The organism is Kitasatospora sp. NBC_00315 (assembly GCF_041435095.1).
Classification (GTDB): Bacteria; Actinomycetota; Actinomycetes; order Streptomycetales; family Streptomycetaceae; genus Kitasatospora.
The window spans coordinates 2,000,147-2,019,881 of record NZ_CP108025.1 but is presented as its reverse complement, the minus strand read 5'-3'; the positions used below and the strand labels follow the sequence as shown (position 1 = coordinate 2,019,881).

Genomic DNA, 19,735 nt, shown 5'->3' with positions numbered 1-19,735 from the left:
CCGAGCGATCCCGCCTGCTCCGCCCGGTCAGGCGCACCGATTTGGGAGGGTTCGGCCAGTGAGCAGCCCCGAGGGTCCGATGGTGGCCGAGACGGATGTCGCGATCATCGGCATGGCCGGGCGCTTTCCCGGCGCCGACGACCTTGATTCCTACTGGCGTCTGCTCCGCGAGGGGCGGGAGGGCGTCACCCGGTTCGGCCGGGAGGAGCTCGCGGCGGCCGGTGTGCCGGCCCGCCTGCTGGACGACCCGGGATACGTGCCGACCCACGGCGTGATCCCCGACGTCGACCTCTTCGACACCGGATACTTCGAATTCACTCCGGCCGAAGCGGAGTTCACCGATCCCCAGCACCGGATCCTGCTGACCACCGGGCACGCCGCACTGGAGAACGCGGGCTACGACCCGGCCCGCTTCGACGGCCTGATCAGCGTGTACGCGGGCGCGGCGATCAACACCTACCTCCAGCAGCAGGTGCTGCCGAACGTCGACCAGAGCACCACCTCGAACCACTTCGCCGTGATGGTCGGCAACGACAAGGACTTCCTGGCCACCCGACTGGCCTACAAGCTCGACCTCAAGGGCCCGGCCTACACCGTCCAGACCGCCTGCTCCACCTCCTTGGTGGCCATCCACCTCGCCTGCCAGGGCCTGGTGAACGGTGAGTGCGACATGGCCCTGGCCGGCGGAGTGACCGTCAAACTGCCGCAGGCGAAGGGCTATCTGTACGAGGAGGGCGCGATCCTCTCCGAGGACGGATACGTGCGCACCTTCGACGCCGAGGCCAGCGGCACCGTGCTCGGCAACGGCGTGGGCGTCCTGGTGCTCAAGCTGCTGCGCGACGCCATCGCGGACCGGGACACCGTGCACGCGGTGATCAAGGGCACGGCCACCAACAACGACGGCTCCGGCAAGGTGAGTTTCGCCGCTCCCGGCGCGGCCGGCCAGGCCGCGGTGATCCGCGAGGCGCACGCGGTGTCCGGCGTGGACCCGCGGACCATCGGCTACGTGGAGGCGCACGGCACGGCCACCCGCCTCGGCGACCCGGTGGAGGTGTCCGCGCTGACCAAGGCGTTCCGTGACGGCACCGCCGACACCGGGTTCTGCGCGATCGGCTCGGTCAAGTCCAACATCGGCCACCTCGACGCGGCGGCCGGTGTGGCCGGTGTGATCAAGACCGTGCTGATGATGAAGCACCGCACGCTGGTGCCCACGGTGAACTACCGGACGCCCAACCCCGCCATCGACTTCGCGTCCGGGCCCTTCACGGTGAGTACGGCCGAGGCGCCCTGGACCGCGGCGGGCCCGCTGCGCGCCGGCGTCAGCTCCTTCGGCATCGGCGGCACCAACGCCCACGCCGTGCTGGAGGAGGCCCCGCCCGCGCCGGTCACCGGCGCCCCCCGCGCGGACGAGGTGCTGGTGCTCTCCGCACGGACCGCGACCGCGCTGCGGACGGCCGCGGACGAGCTGGCCGGGCACCTCGACGACGACGAGGCCGACTCGCTCGCCGACGTCGCGTACACCCTGGCCGTCGGCCGCCGCGCCCACGAGTACCGGCTCGCCGTCACCGGCGCGGACCGGGCCGAGCTGGCCGCCGCCCTTCGCGCGGCCGCGATCCCCGCCGAGCCCGGGACGGGCGAGGTGTCGTTCGTCTTCACCGAGCAGGTCGCCGGCGCCGAGGCACTCGCGGCGCGGTGGCGCGAGGCCGAGCCCGCGTTCGCGGAGCACCACGAGGCCGCGCTGGCCGCCGGCGCCGGCGAGCAGGGCGAGCGCGGGCAGGTCTTCGCCCTCCAGTACGCGCTGGGCCGGTTCTGGCTCGGCCTGGGCCTTCGGCCGGTCGCCGTCCACGGGGACGGCCTCGCCGCCCGGGTCGCCGCCTGCGTGACCGGGGCACTCGACCTGGCCGCGGGGGCGGCCGGTCGGGATGCCTCCGCCCCGGCCGCCGGTCGCGCGGGCCGCGCCGCCCGGATCGCGTTGCGCGGTGCGCAGGAGGAGGCGCGCGGCCTGGTCCTGGGTGTGGCGGACGGCCCCCGGGAGGCCGTCGCCCGCGCCTGGGCCGCCGGGGCCGAGGTGGACTGGACGGCCTGGTTCGCGGGGGAGGCCCGTGGCCGGGTGCCGCTGCCGACCTACCCCTTCGAGGGCCGCCGGTGCTGGATGACCGGCCCGGACACCGCGGAGGCAGCGGAGCGGACGCCGCTCGCCGGCCGGGGCCCGCACCCCATGCTCGACGAGAACGTCTCCACCCTGGACACCCTGGCCTACCGCAGCTCGCGCTCCGGCGAGGAGTTCTACCTGGCCGACCACCGGGTCGGCGGCGAGCCCGTGATGCCGGCCGTCGGCTACCTCGAACTAGCCCGTGCGGCAGGCGAGTTGTCGACCGGTGGCCCGGTCAGGCTCGGTGGCGTCTCCTTCGAGCAGCTGCTCTCGTACGCCGCCGGCCCGCGCACCGCGCTGGTGTCGCTCTGGCGCGAGCAGGACACGATCGGCTTCGAGATCTCCGAGGACGAGCGGGTGCACGCCGCCGGTGAGATCCGGCCCGGCGCCGTCGAGCCGCCGGCCCCGGTGGACCTCGCCGCGCTGGCGGCGCGCTGCACCGAGGCGGTCACCCTGACGGAGGGCTACGCCGAGGTCCGCGCCCGCGGCCTCGACCACGGCCCCCGGATGCGGGCCCTGGCCGAGCTGCACCTCGGCGAGGGCGAGGCTCTCGCCCGGCTCGAACTGCCCGACGGCGCCGTACTGGACGGCGCCGCGCTGAACCCGGCGCTGCTGGACAGCGCCCTGCACGCGCTGGTGGTGCTGCTCGCCCGGCACTACGGGGACGCGGCCGAGGGCTTCCTGCCGCTGGCCCTGGACGAGCTGACCGTGCACGCCCCGGTCACCGGCCCGTGCTGGGTGCACGTCACCACCGGCCGGCTCGGGGAGCGCTCCGCGCAGGCCGGGCTGACGGTGCTGGACGCCCACGGGCGGCCGCTGGCCCGTCTACGGGGCCTGACCGTCCGGGTGATCGGCCGCGCCGGGGGATCGGCGCTGCTGGTCCGCCGCTGGGAGGCCGCCCCGGTCGAGACCGCGACCGGCCGGGCCGACGCCCCGACCGGCGCCCGGACGGTGGTGGCCGCGAGCGCGGAGCGCCGGGCCGAACTGTCCACGCCGCTCACCGGGCCGGGGGCCGGCGCGGTCACCGCCCTCGAACCCGGCGCGGAGATCCCGTCCGTCCCGGCCGTCCTGCTGGTGGACGAGCCCGAGCCCGAGCAGGTCCTGCACCTCGTCCAGCAGCTGCTGCGGGCCCGGCCGACCGTGCCCGTCCGGATCCTGCTGGTGCACCGTCACGAGCCCGGCGGGGCCCGCCCCGAGCGTGCCGCGCTGGCCGCTCTGGCCCGGACGGTACGGGCCGAGAGCCCGCTGCTCGCCCTGCAGGTGGTCGGCCTCGCCGAAGGGGTGGACGAGGCGGCCGCTCTCGCCGCCGAGCTGGCCGGCGACGGCCGTGACACCGAGGTCACGCACACCACCGCCGGCCGCTGCCTCCCGGTCTTCGTACCCGCACCCGCCGCCGAGCCGGTGGCCGTCCGTGAGGGCGGCGTCTACCTGGTCACCGGCGGCGCGGGCGGCCTCGGCCGGGCCGTCGCCGACCTGCTGCTGAGCCGCGCCGACGCCCGCGTGGTGCTGCTGGGCCGTGGTGAGCGCCCCGGCGCCGAGCCCGACGAGCGGGTCACCTACCTGCGGGCGGACGTGTCGGATCCGGACGCCCTCGCGGCGTGCCTGGCGGACGTCCGGGCGCGGTTCGGGCCGGTCAACGGCGTCGTGCACGCCGCCGGCGTGCTGCGCGACGGTTTCGCCCTGACCAAGTCCGCGGAGGACTTCGCCGCGGTGCTCGCGCCCAAGGTGGCCGGCCTGCGCGCGCTGGAGGCCGCCACGGCGGACGACCCGCTGGACTTCTTCGTCGCGTTCTCCTCGATCGCCGCACACATCGGCAGCGCCGGACAGTGCGACTACGCCTACGCCAACGCCTTCCTGGAGGCGTACGCCGAGCGGCGGCCGGGCCTGACCGCCGTCGCCTGGCCGATGTGGGCCGACGGCGGGATGCGCCAGAGCACCGAGGCGGCCGCCGAGATCGCGGCCCGCACCGGCTTCGGCGTGCTGCCCACCGCCACCGGCCTCGGCCTGTTCGAGCAGGCCCTCGGCGCCCGGGGCGCCCTGGTGGCCGCGTACGGGGACACCGGACGGGTCGCCGCCGCGCTGGCCGCCCCCGCCCCCGCCCCCGCCGCCTCGTCCCCGTCCCCCGCCGCCGCCGGGGACGACACGGACCGGCGCGCGGACGCCCTGCGGCTGCTGCGCGAGCTGATCGCCGCCGAGACCGGGCTGGAGCCGGCCGAACTCGCCGACAACGCGCCGTTCGACCGCTACGGCATCGACTCGCTGATGATCACCAAGCTCAACCGGGAGCTGGGCCGGCGGTTCGAGGGCCTCTCCCGGACGCTGTTCTTCGAGTACGCGACCCTGGGCGAGCTGGCCGGCTACTTCGCCGAGCACCACCCGGCCGAGCTGGGCGGCGGGACCACCCGCGAGGAGCCGGCCGCGGCGACCGCCGCGCTGCCGGCCGCCCTCGCCCCGGCGCGGCGCGCCCGGACCGTCCGGGTGCCCCGGGAGGACGGCGGGGACCGGGCCGAGGACGGCGCGATCGCGGTGATCGGCCTGAGCGGCCGCTTCCCGATGGCGGACGACCTGGAGGAGTTCTGGGCCAACCTGGTGGAAGGCCGCGACTGCATCGGCGAGATCCCCGCCGACCGCTGGGACGCCTCCCGCTGGTTCGACGCCGACCCGGCGACGCCCGGCACGGCGCACACCCGCTGGGGCGGCTTCCTGCGCGACGTCGACCGCTTCGACCCGCTCTTCTTCGGCATCTCCCCGCGCCAGGCCGAACTGATGGACCCGCAGGAGCGGCTGTTCCTGCAGAACTCCTGGCACGTGCTGGAGGACGCCGGCTACCGGCGCGCCGACCTGGCCGGCCGCCCGGTCGGCGTCTACGTCGGGGTGATGTACGGCGAGTACCAGTTCCACGGGGCGCTGGACGCCCTGCGCGGCGGCCGCCCGCTCACCGGCTCCTCGTTCGCGACCATCGCCAACCGGGTCTCGTACGCGCTGAACCTCGCCGGCCCCAGCCTGGCGCTGGACACCATGTGCTCGTCCTCGCTCACCGCCATCCACCTGGCCTGCGAGAGCCTGCGCCGCGGCGAGAGCGAGCTGGCGATCGCCGGCGGCGTCAACGTCTCGGTGCACCCGTACAAGTACGCCTTCCTGAGCCAGGGCCGCTTCCTCTCCTCCGACGGCCGCTGCCGCGCCTTCGGCGAGGGCGGCGACGGCTACGTGCCGGGCGAGGGCGTCGGCGCCGTCCTGCTGAAGCCCTACCGGCAGGCACTGGCCGACGGCGACCGGATCCACGGCGTGATCCTCGGCAGCGCCGTGAACCACGGCGCCAGGACCAACGGCTACACCGTGCCCAACCCGCACGCCCAGCAGCGCGCGATCAACGCGGCCCTGGAGCAGGCCGGGATCACCCCGGCGGACATCGGCTACGTCGAGGCGCACGGGACCGGCACCGCGCTCGGCGACCCGATCGAGCTGACCGGCCTCACCAACGCCTACCGCTCGGCCGGCGCCGAGCCCGGCCACTGGCCGATCGGCTCGGTCAAGTCCAACGTCGGGCACCTGGAGTCCGCCGCAGGCATGGCGGGCCTCGCCAAGGTGCTGCTCCAGTTCGCGCACCGCACCCTGGTGCCCTCGCTGCACTCCGCCGAACTCAACCCGAACATCGACTTCGACCGCTCGCCGTTCCGCGTGCAGCGCGAACTCGCCGCCTGGCCGGACGGCGACCGGCCGCGCCGGGCCGGGCTCAGCTCGTTCGGCGCCGGCGGCGCCAACGCCCACCTGGTGCTGGAGGAGGGGCCGAACACCGACCTGCCCACCGCCGACCCGGCCGCCGGGCAACGCAGCGGTGAGCCCGTCCTGTTCCTGCTGTCGGCGCGCGACGAGGAGCGGCTGCGCGACTACGCCGGCCGGGCCGCGCGCTTCCTGGAGACCGAGCACGTCCCGCTCGCCGACCTCTGCTTCACCACCCAGGTGGGCCGCGAGGCGATGGACGTGCGGCTCGCCGTGACCGCCGACGACGGCGCCGCGATCGTCGCCGCGCTGCGCGCCTTCGCCGAGGGCGGTCCGCTGCCCGGGATCGCCGACGACGGTCCGCTCGGCGAGCAGGCCCGGCGCTGGCTCACCGGCACGGAGGTGGACTGGGCCCAGTGGCACGCCGCCCGCCCCGGCACCGCACCGCGCCGGGTCCGCGCCCCCCGGTACCCCTTCGCCGCCGAGCGCTACTGGATCCCGCTGGACCCGGAGCTCGGCGCCGCGGCCCTGCACCCGCTGGTGGACGCCAACGAGTCCACCGTCGCCGAGCTGCGTCTGCGCAAGACCCTGCGCGCGGGAGACCCGCTGCTGCGCGACCACGTGATCGAGGGGCGGGCGCTGCTCGCCGGCGCCGCCACCCTGGAGTTCGTCCGGGCGGCCGCCGCCCTGGTCGAGCCGGGCGTGCGACACACGCTGCGCGAGGTGTTCTGGGGCCGGGCGGTCGAGCTGCCGACCGGGGAGCTGGCGCTCTACGCCGCGCTGCGTCCGGACGGCGCCGGACTCGCCTTCGAGGTGTACAGCGAGGCAGGGGAGGGCCGGGTCGTCCACGCCCGCGGCGCCCTCGCCCCGACGTCCGGCACCGAACCGGCCGCCGTCGACCTGGACGCCCTGCGCGAGCGGCTGACGCCGGTCCGCGACCGGGTCGGCGCCTACGCCGACTACCGGGCCGCCGGTTTCGGCTACGGCCCCTCCTTCCAGGTCGTCGACGAGATCCGCAGCGGGCCGGCCGAGGCCCTGCTGCGGCTGAGCACCGACGCGTCCGACCCGGCCGTGGAACTGCCCCCGGCCCTGCTCGACGGCGCCCTGCGGGCCTGCCACTGGGCAGGCCGTACCGCGGCCCCCCGGCCCGGTGAGTTGGCCGTGCCGTTCAGCCTCGGCTCGCTGGAGGTGTTCGCCCCGCTGCCCGCGGTCTGCTACGCCCACGCCCGGCTGGTGGGCGAGGCGGCCGGGGTACGGCGCTTCGACCTCACCGTCACCGACGAACAGGGCCGCGTGCTGGCCGCCGTCCGGGACTTCGCCGGCCGTCTGCCGGGCGGCGCGCCCGCCCCGACCCTGGCGCCCGCTCCGACCCTCGCGCCCGCTCCGACCCTCGCGGCGGCCCCGGCCGCGCCCGCCCGGGTGACGGCGGTCGTGGCGCCGGCCGCGGCACCGCTCGGTGCGCCCGGCGTCGAAGCCGGACAGGCCCGCTTCTACGAGCCGTACTGGCGCGCCGCCGCCGAGCCGGAGCCCGGGACGGCGGCGGGCACGCTGGCGCTGCTCGGCGCGAGCCCGGAGCTGGAGGCCGCGCTGGCGGCGACCGGGGCCTGGCGCCGGGTCGTGGCCGTCCCCGAGGAGCGGGACGGCCTCGCCGGCCGGCTCGCCGCGCTGGCCGGCCCGGACGGGCTGGACCTCGCGCTGCTCGGCGGCCTCGCCGACCCGGCCGCGTTCGACCCGGCCGGCGCCGGTCCGGCTCCGGAGGACGAAGGCTGGGTCGCGGAGCGGCTCGACCGCTCGTGCTCCACCCTGCTCGACATCCTCGCCGCGGTCGCGGGCGGGACACTCCCGGGCCGGGTGCGCTGCCTGCTGGTCCACCCGCAGGACGGCGGCCAGGACCGGCCCGAGCAGGCCGCCCCGGCCGGCTTCGCCCGCTCCACGGCCGCGGTCGCGCCCCGCGTCGAACTGCTCACCCTCGGGGTGCCGGCCGGATCGGCGACCGCCCTCCTGGCCGGGGCGGTGGCCGCCGAGCTGCGCGCCGCCGCGCGGGCCGCCGGAGTGGAGGCACGCCGCACGGCGGCGGGCGACCGGGAGGTGCGCGAGCTGCGCCCGGTGGCGCCCGGCGCCGCCACGGCTCCGCTGCGCGAGCGGGGCGTCTACGTGATCACCGGTGGCAACGGGGCGATCGGACGCGCGCTCGCCGAGCACCTGGCCCGCACCCACCGCGCCCGGCTGGTGCTGATCGGCCGCACCGAGCCGGACGCCGGGGCCCTGCGGTGGCACCGGACGCTCGCCGGGCTGGGCGCCGAGGTGCTCGCGCTGCGCGCCGACGTCGTCCGGGGCGAGGAGCTCGGCGCGGCGCTGGCGGCCGCCCGGGAGCGCTTCGGCGCCCTGCACGGGGTGTTCCACCTGGCCGGCGTGGCCGACGACGGCCGGGCCACCGACGGCGACCGGGAGCGGTTCGCCCGGGTGATGGCGGCCAAGACCCACGGCCTGGTCCGGCTGGACCGGCTGACCGCCGAGGACGCCCTCGACCTCTTCGTGGTGTTCTCCTCGGTCTCCTCCCTGGTCGGCGACTTCGGCGCGGCGAGTTACGCCACCGCCAACCGCTTCGCGGACCTCTACACCGTGCTCCGGGAGTCCTGGGTCCGGCAGGGTGCCCGGCAGGGCCGAAGTCTGTCGCTGGGCTGGCCGCTCTGGTCGGTCGGCGGCGTCGACGGGCTGGTCCGCGAGCAGGAGCTGGCCGCGTACACCCGGCGCAGCGGCATGCGGGCGCTCAGCGCCGAGCAGGGCCTGGCGGCGTTCGACCGGGCCTTCGGCGTCACCGCGCCCTGGCTGGTCCCCGCCTGGGGCGACCCGGTGGTGCTGGACGCCGCGCTGGCGGCCCCGGAGCCGTCCCGGACCGCGGCCCCGGAGCCGTCCCGGACCGCTGCCCCGGCGTTGCCCCGGGCGGCCACGGACGGGCAGCGCGCGAAGCTGGTGGAGCATCTGCGGGGCGTGCTGTCCGGGGTGCTGAAGCTGCCCGCCGGCCGGCTCGACAGCAGGGTCGCGCTGGACGACTACGGGCTGGACTCGGTGCTCGTCATGGAGTCCAACACGCTGCTCGGAAAGGACTTCCCCGGGCTGCGGGGGACGGTGTTCTTCGAGTACCGCACCGTCGACGAGCTGGCCGGGCACCTGCTGGCCGAGCACGCGCAGGCGGTGGCCCGGCGCTTCCCCGTACCGGCCGACCTGCCCCGGAGCCAGGACCACCGGCCCCAGGACCAGGCACCGGTCGAGCGGCCGGCGGCCCCGGCCGAACAGCAGCAGGCCCCGGCCGTGCCGTCGCCCGGCACCGCCCCGGTCCGCCGGGAGGAGGCCGAGGACGACCCGATCGCCGTCATCGGCATCAGCGGTCGCTATCCGCAGGCCCGGGACCTGGACGAGTTCTGGCAGAACCTCGCGGCGGGCCGCGACTGCGTGACGGAGGTCCCCGCCGACCGCTGGGACGCCGAGGCCCTGTTCGACCCCGATCCCGCCACGCCGGGCCGCAGCCACAGCCGCTGGGGCGGCTTCCTGTCCGACGTCGCCTCGTTCGACTCGCTGTTCTTCCAGATCTCGCCGATGCAGGCCCGGACGATGGACCCGCAGGAGCGCCTCTTCCTGGAGACGGCCTGGTCGGCGCTGGAGAACGCGGGCTACCCGCCGTCACGGATCCCCGCGCCCAGGTTCGGCGGCCAGGGGCACGACGTCGGTGTGTTCGTCGGCGTCATGTGGGACGACTACGCCGTACTGGCGGCCACCGAGTCCGCCCGGGGCAACCACCAGGTGGTGCTGGCCAACCGGTCCTCGATCGCCAACCAGGTCTCCTACTTCGGTGACTTCCGGGGCCCCAGCGTGGTGGTGGACACCGCCTGTTCGGCCTCCCTGGTGGCCCTGCACCAGGCCTGCGAGAGCATCCGCCGGGGCGAGTGCGGCTACGCGATCGCCGGTGGCGTCAACGTCGCCGTCCACCCGGACAAGTACGTGCACCTGAGCCACAAGACGATGCTCTCCGCCGACGGCCGCTGCCGGGCCTTCGGCGCCGGCGGCACCGGGTACGTACCGGGCGAGGGCGTCGGCGCGGTGCTGCTCAAGCGGCTGTCGCAGGCCGTCCGGGACGGCGACACGGTGCACGCCGTGATCCGCTCCACCGCCGTCAACCACGGCGGCCGCACCAGCGGCTTCACCGTCCCCAACCCGCACGCCCAGCAGGCCCTGGTCGAACAGGCGCTGGCCACCGCCGGGATCGACGCCCGCACCATCGGCTGCGTCGAGGCGCACGGCACCGGCACCGCGCTCGGCGACCCGATCGAGCACACCGCGCTGGCCCAGGCCTTCGCCGCGCACACCTCCGACACCGGGTTCTGCGCACTGGGATCGGTGAAGTCGGCGATCGGCCACCTGGAGGGCGCGGCCGGGATCGCCGGGATCACCAAGGCGGTGCTCCAGCTGCGGCACGGCACGCTGCTGCCCACCCTGCACGCCGAGGAGCCGAACCCGGTCATCGACTTCGGCAACTCGCCGTTCACCGTCCAGCGGGAGACCGCGCCCTGGCCCCGGCCGCTCGACGCCGACGGCAACCCGCTGCCCCGCCGGGCCGCCGTCAGCTCCTTCGGCGCCGGCGGGACCAACGCCCACGTGATCCTGGAGGAGTACCTCGCACCCGAGGCCACCCCGGACGGGCCCGAGACGCCCGAGCTGATCGTGCTCTCCGCCCGCGACGGGCAGCGGCTGCGGGAGTACGCCGCCGAGCTGGCCCGCGCGCTCACGGCGCCGGCGCAGCCGCACACCCCGCGGCTGGCCGACATCGCGCACACCCTGCGGGTCGGCCGGGAGCCGATGGCCGAGCGGCTGGCGTTCGTCGCCGCCGACGTCGCGGAGGCGGCCGAGCGGCTGGCCGCCGTCGGACGCGGCGAGGGCGGCCAGTGGCTGCACCGCGACCGGGTCGGGCAGCACCCCCCGCTCGCCGGCCTGTTCACCGAGGGCACCGGCGGCCAGGACTTCCTGGCCGCGCAGATCCTCGCCGGTGGCGACGACCTGCTGGCACGCCTGTGGGTCTGCGGCATCGCGCTGGACTGGGATCTCGTCAACCGGCTGCGGCCGGGCGCGCGGCGGCGGGTGCCGCTGCCGACCTACCCGTTCGAGCGGGTGCGGCACTGGCTGGACATCCCGGCCGTGGCGTCCGCCCCCAAATCTCCCGCCGTGCCCGCGCTCCCGGGCGGGTCGCCCTGGCGGCGCACGCTCGCGGCCGGTGCACCCGTCCTGCGGGACCACGTCGTCGCCGGCCGGCCGATCCTGCCGGGCGTCGGACACCTCGACCTGGTCGCCGAGGCGGCCGGCGGGGCCGGCGCGCTGACCGGACGGGCCTTCGCGGACGTCCGCTGGATCGCTCCGCTGGCCGTGACCGGCGCGGCGGCGGGGGTGGCCGTCCGGTTCGAGGGCGAGGGCTACGAGGTGCTCGGCGCCGACGACGCCCTGCGCTCCTGCGGCCGTCTGACGGCGGCGCCCCCGGCGCCCCCGGCGGTCGACGTCGCGGCGCTGCGCTCCGGCCTGGAGAGCGGCCCCGACCAGGGCGCCTTCTACCGGATGCTCGAAGGGCAGGGCCTGCCCTACGGTCCGTTCTACCGCCGGGTCCAGCAGGTGTGGACCGGCCGGGACGAGGTGCTGGGCCGGATCGGCGCGCCCACCGAGGAGGCCGCGCACGCGCTGCACCCCGGCGTGCTGGACGCCGCACTGCACACCGTCGCGGCGCTGCTGGTACGGCGCCGGGGCGCGCAGGCCCGGCCGATGCTGCCCTTCGCCGCCGACCGCGTGGAGGTCTTCGGCCCGGTGCCGGCGACCGGCTGGTCCCACGTCCGGGAGACCGGCCCCGACCGCTGCGACGTGCTGGTGCTCGACGACGACGGCGCGGTACGGGTCCGCTTCGTCGGCCTGACCTACCGTGAGGCGAAGGCCACGACCGTGGCCGCGCACCGGCCGGTCTGGACGCCCCGGGCCGCCGAGGGCGCCGCCGAGCCGGCCCACCGGGTACTGCTGGTCGCCGAGCGGCCGCACGCCGAGCCGGCCGAGGGCATCGCCCGGGCGCACCGCGACGCGGAGCTGACCCGGCTGCCGATCGGCCCCGGCGGTCTCACCGAGGCCGAGCTCGACCGGGTGCTGACCGGGCCGGGCGCACCCGACCTGGTCTACTTCCTCGGCGCCGGTGCGGACGCCGGTGCGGACTCCGGAGCGGACTCCGGGGCGGCTCCCGGCCCGGAGCGGGAGCCCGCCGACCGCGCGGCCGTGCGCTCGGTGATGGACCGCAGCGTGGTCTCGCTCCACCGCCTGGTCCGCGCGCTGGACCGGCACGGCCTGCTGGACCGGCCGCTCCGGCTGAAGGTGGTGACCACCGACGTCCACCCGCTGGAGCCGGGCGACGCCTCCCGGCCGTGGTCCGCCGGTCTGGCGGGGCTGGCCATGGTGGTCGGCAAGGAGTTCCCGAACCTGCGGGTGGCGCTGGTCGACCTGCGCTCCGACGAGGCCGCCGCATCGGCCGCCCGGGTCGCGGCCGAGCCCTTCCCGGCCCGGACCGTCCCGGTGTCGCTGCGGGCCGGCGTCCGCCGCGAGCGGATCCTGGAGCGGGTCGAACTGCCGCTCGGCCCGTCCCGGCTGCGGCCCGGCGGGGTCTACCTGATCATCGGCGGCCTGGGAGCCGTCGGCCGGGACACCTGCCGCCACCTCGCCCGGACCTACGGCGCCAAGCTGGTCGTGCTCGGCCGCTCCCCGCTGGACGGCCCCCGGCGCGAGACGCTCGCCGAGCTGGAGGCGGCCGGCGCCGAGGTGCGCCACCTCGCGTTGGACGCCACCGACCCGGCCGCGCTGGCCGAGGCGGTCGCCTTCGCCAAGCGCGAGTTCGGGGCCCTGCACGGCGTGATCAACGCCGCGATGGTGCTGGTCAACCGGGTCGTCCGGGAGCTGCCGGAGGCGGATCTGCGCGCGGCGCTGGAGTCCAAGACCGACTCCACCTGGAGCCTGCTGCACGTGCTGCGCCACGAGCCGCTGGACTTCGCGCTGTTCTACTCCTCCGGGGTCGCCTTCGAGGGCAACCACGGCCAGGCGGGCTACGCGGCGGGCTGCACCTTCGCGGACGCCTACGCCCTGCACGCCGCGCGCACCCTGCCCTTCCCGGTCCGGGTGCTCAACCTGGGCTACTGGCACGCGGGCGGTGACGAGGACCGCGAGCGGGTGCTGCGCCGCATCGAGGCGGCCGGCATCCGGCCGATGACGGCGGAGCAGGGCATGGCGGTGGTCGAGCGCGCGCTCGGCGCCGAGCTGCCCCAGCTGCTGGCACTGGACGCGGACCAGCGCATCCTGGACAACCTGGGCGTGGTGGCGGACCGGACGCTGACCGTGCTCCCCGGCGCCGCGCCGGCCGCGCTGCCGGCGGTGAGGTCGCGCCAGGAGGCCACGTCCGACGACACCCTGGCGCAGTACCAGTACGCGGTGGCCGAGGCCGAGGAGCTGACCCGGCGCCTGCTGGCCGCGGTGCTGCGCCGGGCCGGCCTGTTCGAGCAGCCGCAGCGCTGGTACGACCGGAGCGAGGCGGCCGAGCGGCTGGGCGTGGTGCCCGAGCACGCCGCGCTGTTCCAGGTGCAGCTCGACATCCTGGCGGACGCCGGGTACCTCGACAGCGAGGACGGCCGGTTCCGGCCGGGCGGGCGCCCGGCCGAGGACGAGGCCGGGGTCGTCCGGGAGGTCGACGCGCTGATCGCCCGGCACCCGGGCATCGCGCCGGTCGCCTCGCTGCTGCGGGACTGCCTGGCCGCGCTGCCCGAGGTGCTCACCGGCAAGCTCGGCGCGATGGAGGTGCTGTTCCCGGAGGGCTCCTCCGAGCGGGTGGCCGCCGTCTACCGGGGCGACCCGGTGACCGACCGGTGCAACGCCGAGGTGGCCCGGCTCGTGGTCGAGCAGGTCGAGGCCCGGCTGACCGCAGCACCCGGCACCGTGGTGCGGGTGCTGGAGGTGGGCGCCGGGACGGGCGGCACCAGCACGGCGGTGCTCGCCGCGCTGGCGCCCTACGCCGGATCGGTCGACTACGCCTTCACCGACGTCTCCCCGGCCTTCGTCCGCAAGGGGCGGGCCAGGTTCGGGCCGCAGCACCCGTTCGCGCGGTTCGAGGTCCTCGACATCGAGGCGGACCTGACGGACCAGGGAGCGGCGCTCGGCGACCACGACGTGGTGTTCGGCACCAACGTCTTCCACGCCACCCGCCGGCTGGCCGACACGCTGGCCCAGGCCAAGCTGCTGCTGCGCGCCGGCGGCGTGCTGCTGCTCACCGAGGGCACCCGGCCGCAGCACCAGCTGGCGCTGGTGTTCGGCCTGACGACGGGCTGGTGGCTGTTCGCCGACCCCGAGCAGCGGATGCCCGGCTCCCCATTGGCGAGCGAGCGGCAGTGGCGGGACGTGCTGGCGGGCTGCGGGTTCCGCGACATCAGCGTGGGATCGCCCACGACGGCGGCGGGACCGGCCTTCCAGAGCGTGATCGCGGCGGTCAGCGACGGCCTGGTGCCGCAGCTCCGCCCGAGCGCGCCCCCGGCCGCCGCACCCCCGGCCGCCGCACCGCCGGTGACCGTCGCCCCGGTGACGGCCGCCCCGGCCGTCGTCCCCGCTCCTGAGCCGGTCGCCGAGGCGGCCGGGCCCCGGGATCCGCTGGAGCAGGTGACGGCGGTGTTCGCCCGGGTGCTGGAGATGACACCGGAGCAACTGGACCCGGATCTCACCTTCGAGAACTACGGCGTCGACTCGCTGGTGGTGCTGGAGCTGACCCGGGGCCTGGAGGCGGTGTACGGGCCGCAGCCGGCGACCCTGCTGTTCGAGCGGATCACCATCCGGCGGCTCGGCGAGTACTTCCAGGCCCAGGCCGCACCCGCACCGAGCCCGGTGCCGACGCCCGCCCCACTCGCGGCACCGGCCCCACTCGCGGCACCGACGCCGCCACCGACGCCGGCACCGGCCCCTGGGCCCGTCCCGGCGGCGGCCCAGGTCGTGCCGCCCGGCGACGCCGAGAGCCTGGTCGCCGGCCTGTCCGACGCGGCCGTGGACGAACTGCTGGCCGAACTGCTCTCCCAGCGGGGCAGTTCCGAAGGAGGCGCACGATGACTGCCGAGCCGTTCAGCTGTGTGGTGGTGGGCGAGGAGGCCCTCCTGGTCGAGTGCACCAGGGTGCTGCTGGCACGCGGGCACACGGTGGCCGCCGTGGTGTCCCCGTCGGCGGAGCTGATCGCCTGGGCCGAGGGCGAGGGTCTGCCGGCGGTGCCGTTCGGGCCGGATCTCGCGGCGCGGCTCGCCCCGCTGCGGGTCGACTACCTGTTCAGCATCGCCAACCTGCGGATGCTGCCGGACGAGGTGCTGGCACTGCCGGCCCGCCTGCCGGTCAACTTCCACGACGGGCCGTTGCCCCGGCACGCCGGCCTGTTCGCCACCAGCTGGGCCATCCTGGACGGCGACAAGCAGCACGGCGTCACCTGGCACGTGATGACCAGCGAGGCCGACACCGGTGACGTGCTCAAGCAGCGCGAGGTGCCGGTCGACCCCGCGGCCACGGTGCACGACCTGGACGTCGCCTGCTTCGACGCGGGCATCGAGTCCTTCGCCGAACTGGTGGACGAGCTGGCGGCCGGCACCGCCACCCGTACGCCGCAGGATCTCGGCCTGCGGACCTACCACGCCAGGTACGAGGGGCTGCCGCGCGCGGGCGTGTTCGACTGGCGCCGGCCCGCCGCGGAGCTGGACGCCCTGGTGCGGGCGACCGCGTTCGGGCGCCGGCCCAACGACTTCGGCACCCCGCTGCTGGTGCTCGGCGGCACGCTGCTGGCCGTGCGGGGCGTCGAGGTGCTGGACCGGCTCTCGACCGCCGAGCCCGGCACGGTGCTCGGCTCCGGGCCGGACGCGATCACCGTGGCCGGCGCCGACCGCGACGTGCGGCTCACCGCGCTGGCGGATCCGACCGGCGAGCCGGTCGACCTGCCGGCGCTCGCCGCCACCGTGGCCCGGGAGTACGGCGGCCGCTTCCCCGAGGCGTCCGAGGCCGAGGTCGCGGAGCTGGTGGAGGCCGCCCGCGCGGCGCACCGCCAGGAGGGACGCTGGCTGCGCGCGCTGGAGACCCTGGAACCCCTCCTGCCCCCGCGTTTCGGCGCGTTGGAGGCCGACGCCGGGACGTCCGGCCCGGTCCCGCTGCCGGCGGCGCTGCGCGCCGGGGGCGCCGAGCCGGTGCCGACCGCCCTCGCAGCCGTCCTGGCCTTCCTGGCGCGGCTCGCGCGCGGCGGGGAGCGGGACGTCGCCCTGCCCGTGCCCGGCGAGCCCGCCCGGGGCGCCGCGGCCGCCGCTCTGCTCGTCCCCGAGGTGCCGCTGCGCTCCCCGGCGGGCCTGCTCGACCGGACCCTGCCGGAGCTGGCCGGGCAGGTCGGCGCCGAGCTCGCCGCGCTCCGCGCGCGCTCGCCCTACCGGCGTGACCTGCTGCTGCGCCACCCGTCCCTGGCCGGGGCCGCCCGGACCGGCCTGCCGGTGGCGGTCCTGCTGCCCGGCGACCGGGAGGGCGGCGACGACGCGGGCACCGGGACGGCGGAACGTCCGCTGACCGTCCGGATCGACGCGCCGGGCGCGGTGTCGTTCCACGCCGGCCCGAGCATGACGCAGCGTCAGGAAAGATGGCTGGCAGCGCACTTCGAACAGTTCCTGGCCGCCGCGGTGGATGCGCCCGAGCACCCGCTGGGCGGCCTGTCGCTGCTCGGCGACCGGGAGCGGGAGCTGGTGCTGGAGCGCTGGAACGACACCGCCGAGGACTACCCCCGGGAGCGTACGGTCAGCCGGCTGGTCGCCGACCTCGCCTGCGCCGCGCCGGACGCGCCCGCCGTGCGCTGCGAGGGCCGGGAGCTGAGCTACGGCGAGCTGGACCAGGCCGCCGACCGGCTGGCCCACCGGCTGATCGAGCTGGGAGCCGGGCCGGGCGCGCTGGTCGGCGTCCACCTGGACCGCCCGGCGGAGCTGCTGGCCGCCCTGCTCGCGGTGCTCAAGACCGGCGCGGCCTACGTGCCGATCGACCCGATCTACCCGCCCGCCCGGATCCGCCACATGCTGGAGGACTCCGGGGCCCGCCTGGTGCTGACCGACGACGCGCTGCGGGCGACCCTGGAGGGGTTCCCGGTCACACCCGTCCTGGTCGAACCGGCCGGGGCCGCGGGGGAGCAGGGGCCGGTCGCACCGGTGGACCGCTCCGAGCCGGACGCGCCCGCCTACGTGATCTACACCTCGGGCTCCACCGGCCTGCCCAAGGGTGTCCGGGTCGGGCACCGGGCGCTGGTCAACTTCCTGTGGACGATGGCCCGCAGGCCCGGTTTCGGCTCTCGGGACTCGCTGCTCGCGCTCACCACCGTCTGCTTCGACATCGCCGGGCTGGAGCTCTACCTCCCGCTGGTGCGCGGCGGCACGGTGGAGGTGCTCCCCGCGGCGGTCTCGGCCGACGGCTTCGCGCTGCGCGAGCGGATCGAGCGTGCCGCCCCGACCGTGCTGCAGGCCACGCCGACCACCTGGCAGATGCTCCTGGCCGCAGGCTGGGCGGGTGACCCGCGACTGCGGGCGCTCTGCGGCGGCGAGCCGATGCCGGCCGAGCTGGCGGCCCGACTGGTCGGTAAGGTCGGCGAGTTGTACAACATGTACGGCCCGACCGAGACCACCATCTGGTCGACCGTGGACCGGGTGCGCGCCGGTGAGCCGGTGACCATCGGCCGCCCGATCGGCAACACCCGCTGCCACGTCCTCGACGAGCGCGGGCTGCCGGTGCCGCCCGGCATCCCGGGTGAGCTGTACCTCTCCGGCGACGGCGTCGCGGACGGCTACCTGGGCCGTCCCGAGCTGACCGCCGAGCGCTTCGTGGCCGCCCCCGACGGCGCCGGCCGGGCCTACCGCACCGGTGACCTGGTACGCCACCTGCCGGACGGCCGGCTGGAGTACCTGGAGCGGATCGACGGCCAGATCAAGCTGAACGGCTACCGGATCGAGCTGGGCGAGGTGGAGTCCGCACTGCGGCGCCTGCCCGGCGTCACGGCGGCCGTGGCCCTGGTGCGCGAGGACCAGCCCGGAGAGCGGCGCCTGGTGGCGTACGCGACCGGCGGCTCCGGGCTGCCGGAGCCCGCCGAGCTGCGGGCCGCGCTGCGCGAGGGCCTGCCCGGGTACATGGTCCCGGCCGCCGTGGTCGTGCTGGCGCGGCTGCCGCTCACACCGAACGGCAAGATCGACCGCAAGGCGCTGCCCAAGCCCGGCTCGGCCAGGATCGCGGGCGCCGGAGCCGCCGTGCGCACCGACCTGGAGCGCCGGATCGCCGAGGTCTGGTGCGAGGTCCTGGGCCTCGACCAGGTGGGCGCCGAGGACAACTTCTTCGACCTGGGCGGGGATTCGCTCAGGCTCACCTCGGCGGTCGCGGAGCTGCGCGAGCGGCTCGCAAGGCCGGTCACCCGGCTGGACATGTTCGGTCACCCGACCGTCCGGGCGATGGCCGCGCACCTGTCCGAGGATCCCGGGCCGGTGGTGGCGCAGCAGCGCCGCGGCCGGGACGTCGCGGCGCTGGCGCAGCGGCGCGGCCGACGGCAGGGGCGCGGGTGACCGATCGCGCCGGGTACACCGCACATCGTTCTCATGCAGGCAACTCAGGGGGTCCAGTGTCCAGTTGTAAGGTATGCGCGCTCAAGGAGCAGCACCCCGGGGTGGTGCTCGACGACCAGCAGGTGTGCAACCTCTGCAACCTGGACTTCGCCGAGGACCTCCTGACCAACTACCGCTACACCAGTGAGGTGTTCGCCGAGTTCCAGCAGGCGCCGCCCGCGTCCGGCACCGCGTACGACTGCCTGTTCATGTACAGCGGCGGCAAGGACAGCACCTACATGCTGGACAAGTTCGTCAACGAGTACGGCAAGCGGGTGCTGGCCTTCACCTTCGACGTGCCGTTCGAGAGCGTGCACGCGGCGAAGAACATCGCGCTCGCCCGGGAGAAGATCCCGGCCGACTTCGTGCTGGACGCCGACGACGACAACATCAAGCTGATGATGCGCGAGGTGTTCAACCGCAAGGCGCCGAAGAAGCCGGGCAAGTACCTGGACGAGAAGCTGCCCTGTGTCTCCTGCCGGACCTTCTTCGTGCTGCGCGCGATCCTGATGGCCTACCGGCAGAAGATCCCCTACATCGCGCTCTGCGCGGACCCGCAGCAGATCCTCACCATGGAGTCCAACGTCCGGGAGGTCGTGCGCGGCTTCTACAAGACCTTCGGGGAGCGGCTGACCGACACGCTCTTCGCCGGAGAGCTGGAGCAGCTGCTCTTCGACGACGACGAGAACCTCCCGAAGATCGTCTTCCCGTTCATCGCGATGCGGCACGACTACGACCCGGACCGCATCGTCGACGAGCTCCGCGAGAAGGGGCTGTACCAGTCCTCGCCGCTGGAGACCCACTGCACGCTGTTCCCGCTCCTGAACTACTACTCGTTCAAGAACTGGGACTGCATGTTCTACAAGCTCAACGCGGCCAGTCACGTGCGGTCGGTCAAGCGCAACGCCGACTACGACCGCAACACCTTCAGCATCAAGTTCCCGCGCTCGCTGGACCTGGCCGACGTCGAGGGCCGGCTCGGCGAGGTGGTGCTCGCGATCGCCGCCGACGAGGGCAGCCGGGAGGAGCACGAGCAGACGCTGGTCGAGCTCTTCCAGCGGATGGACGCCTCCGAGGACGCCGCCCGCTTCGTCGCCCAGAGCTTCCTGGACATGCGCACGGTCGCCGCCGACCTCGGCATCCGGCTCAGCTGAGAACCCCCACAGGGAGAACC

At 75.9% G+C, this 19,735-nt stretch carries 3 protein-coding genes; all 3 read left to right on the top strand.

What is annotated here, in order from left to right; translation table 11 throughout:
• Nucleotides 1–79: 79 nt before the first annotated feature.
• From OG823_RS08225 to OG823_RS08215, 3 genes are read left to right on the top strand one after another with little or no spacing between them, the layout of a single operon-like run.
• The gene (locus tag OG823_RS08225; RefSeq protein WP_371484355.1) at nucleotides 80–15,025 is read left to right on the top strand and encodes an SDR family NAD(P)-dependent oxidoreductase; all 14,946 of its coding nucleotides are present in this window, start codon (nucleotides 80–82) and stop codon (nucleotides 15,023–15,025) included.
• Entirely contained in the window at nucleotides 15,022–18,522 is a 3,501-nt protein-coding gene (locus tag OG823_RS08220; protein ID WP_371478764.1) for an amino acid adenylation domain-containing protein, read from the top strand. The genes OG823_RS08225 and OG823_RS08220 overlap by 4 nt, the downstream gene beginning before the upstream one ends.
• 56 nt (nucleotides 18,523–18,578) lie before the next feature.
• Nucleotides 18,579–19,715 (top strand): OzmP, encoded by a 1,137-nt coding sequence (locus OG823_RS08215; protein ID WP_371478763.1) that lies wholly within the window; start codon nucleotides 18,579–18,581, stop codon nucleotides 19,713–19,715.
• Nucleotides 19,716–19,735 lie beyond the last annotated feature (20 nt).

Coding starts and splice junctions, on each gene's coding strand:
- OG823_RS08225 (WP_371484355.1), top strand. CDS start 80: ATGGTGGCCGAGACGGATGTCGCGATCATCGGCATGGCCGGGCGCTTT.
- OG823_RS08220 (WP_371478764.1), top strand. CDS start 15,022: ATGACTGCCGAGCCGTTCAGCTGTGTGGTGGTGGGCGAGGAGGCCCTC.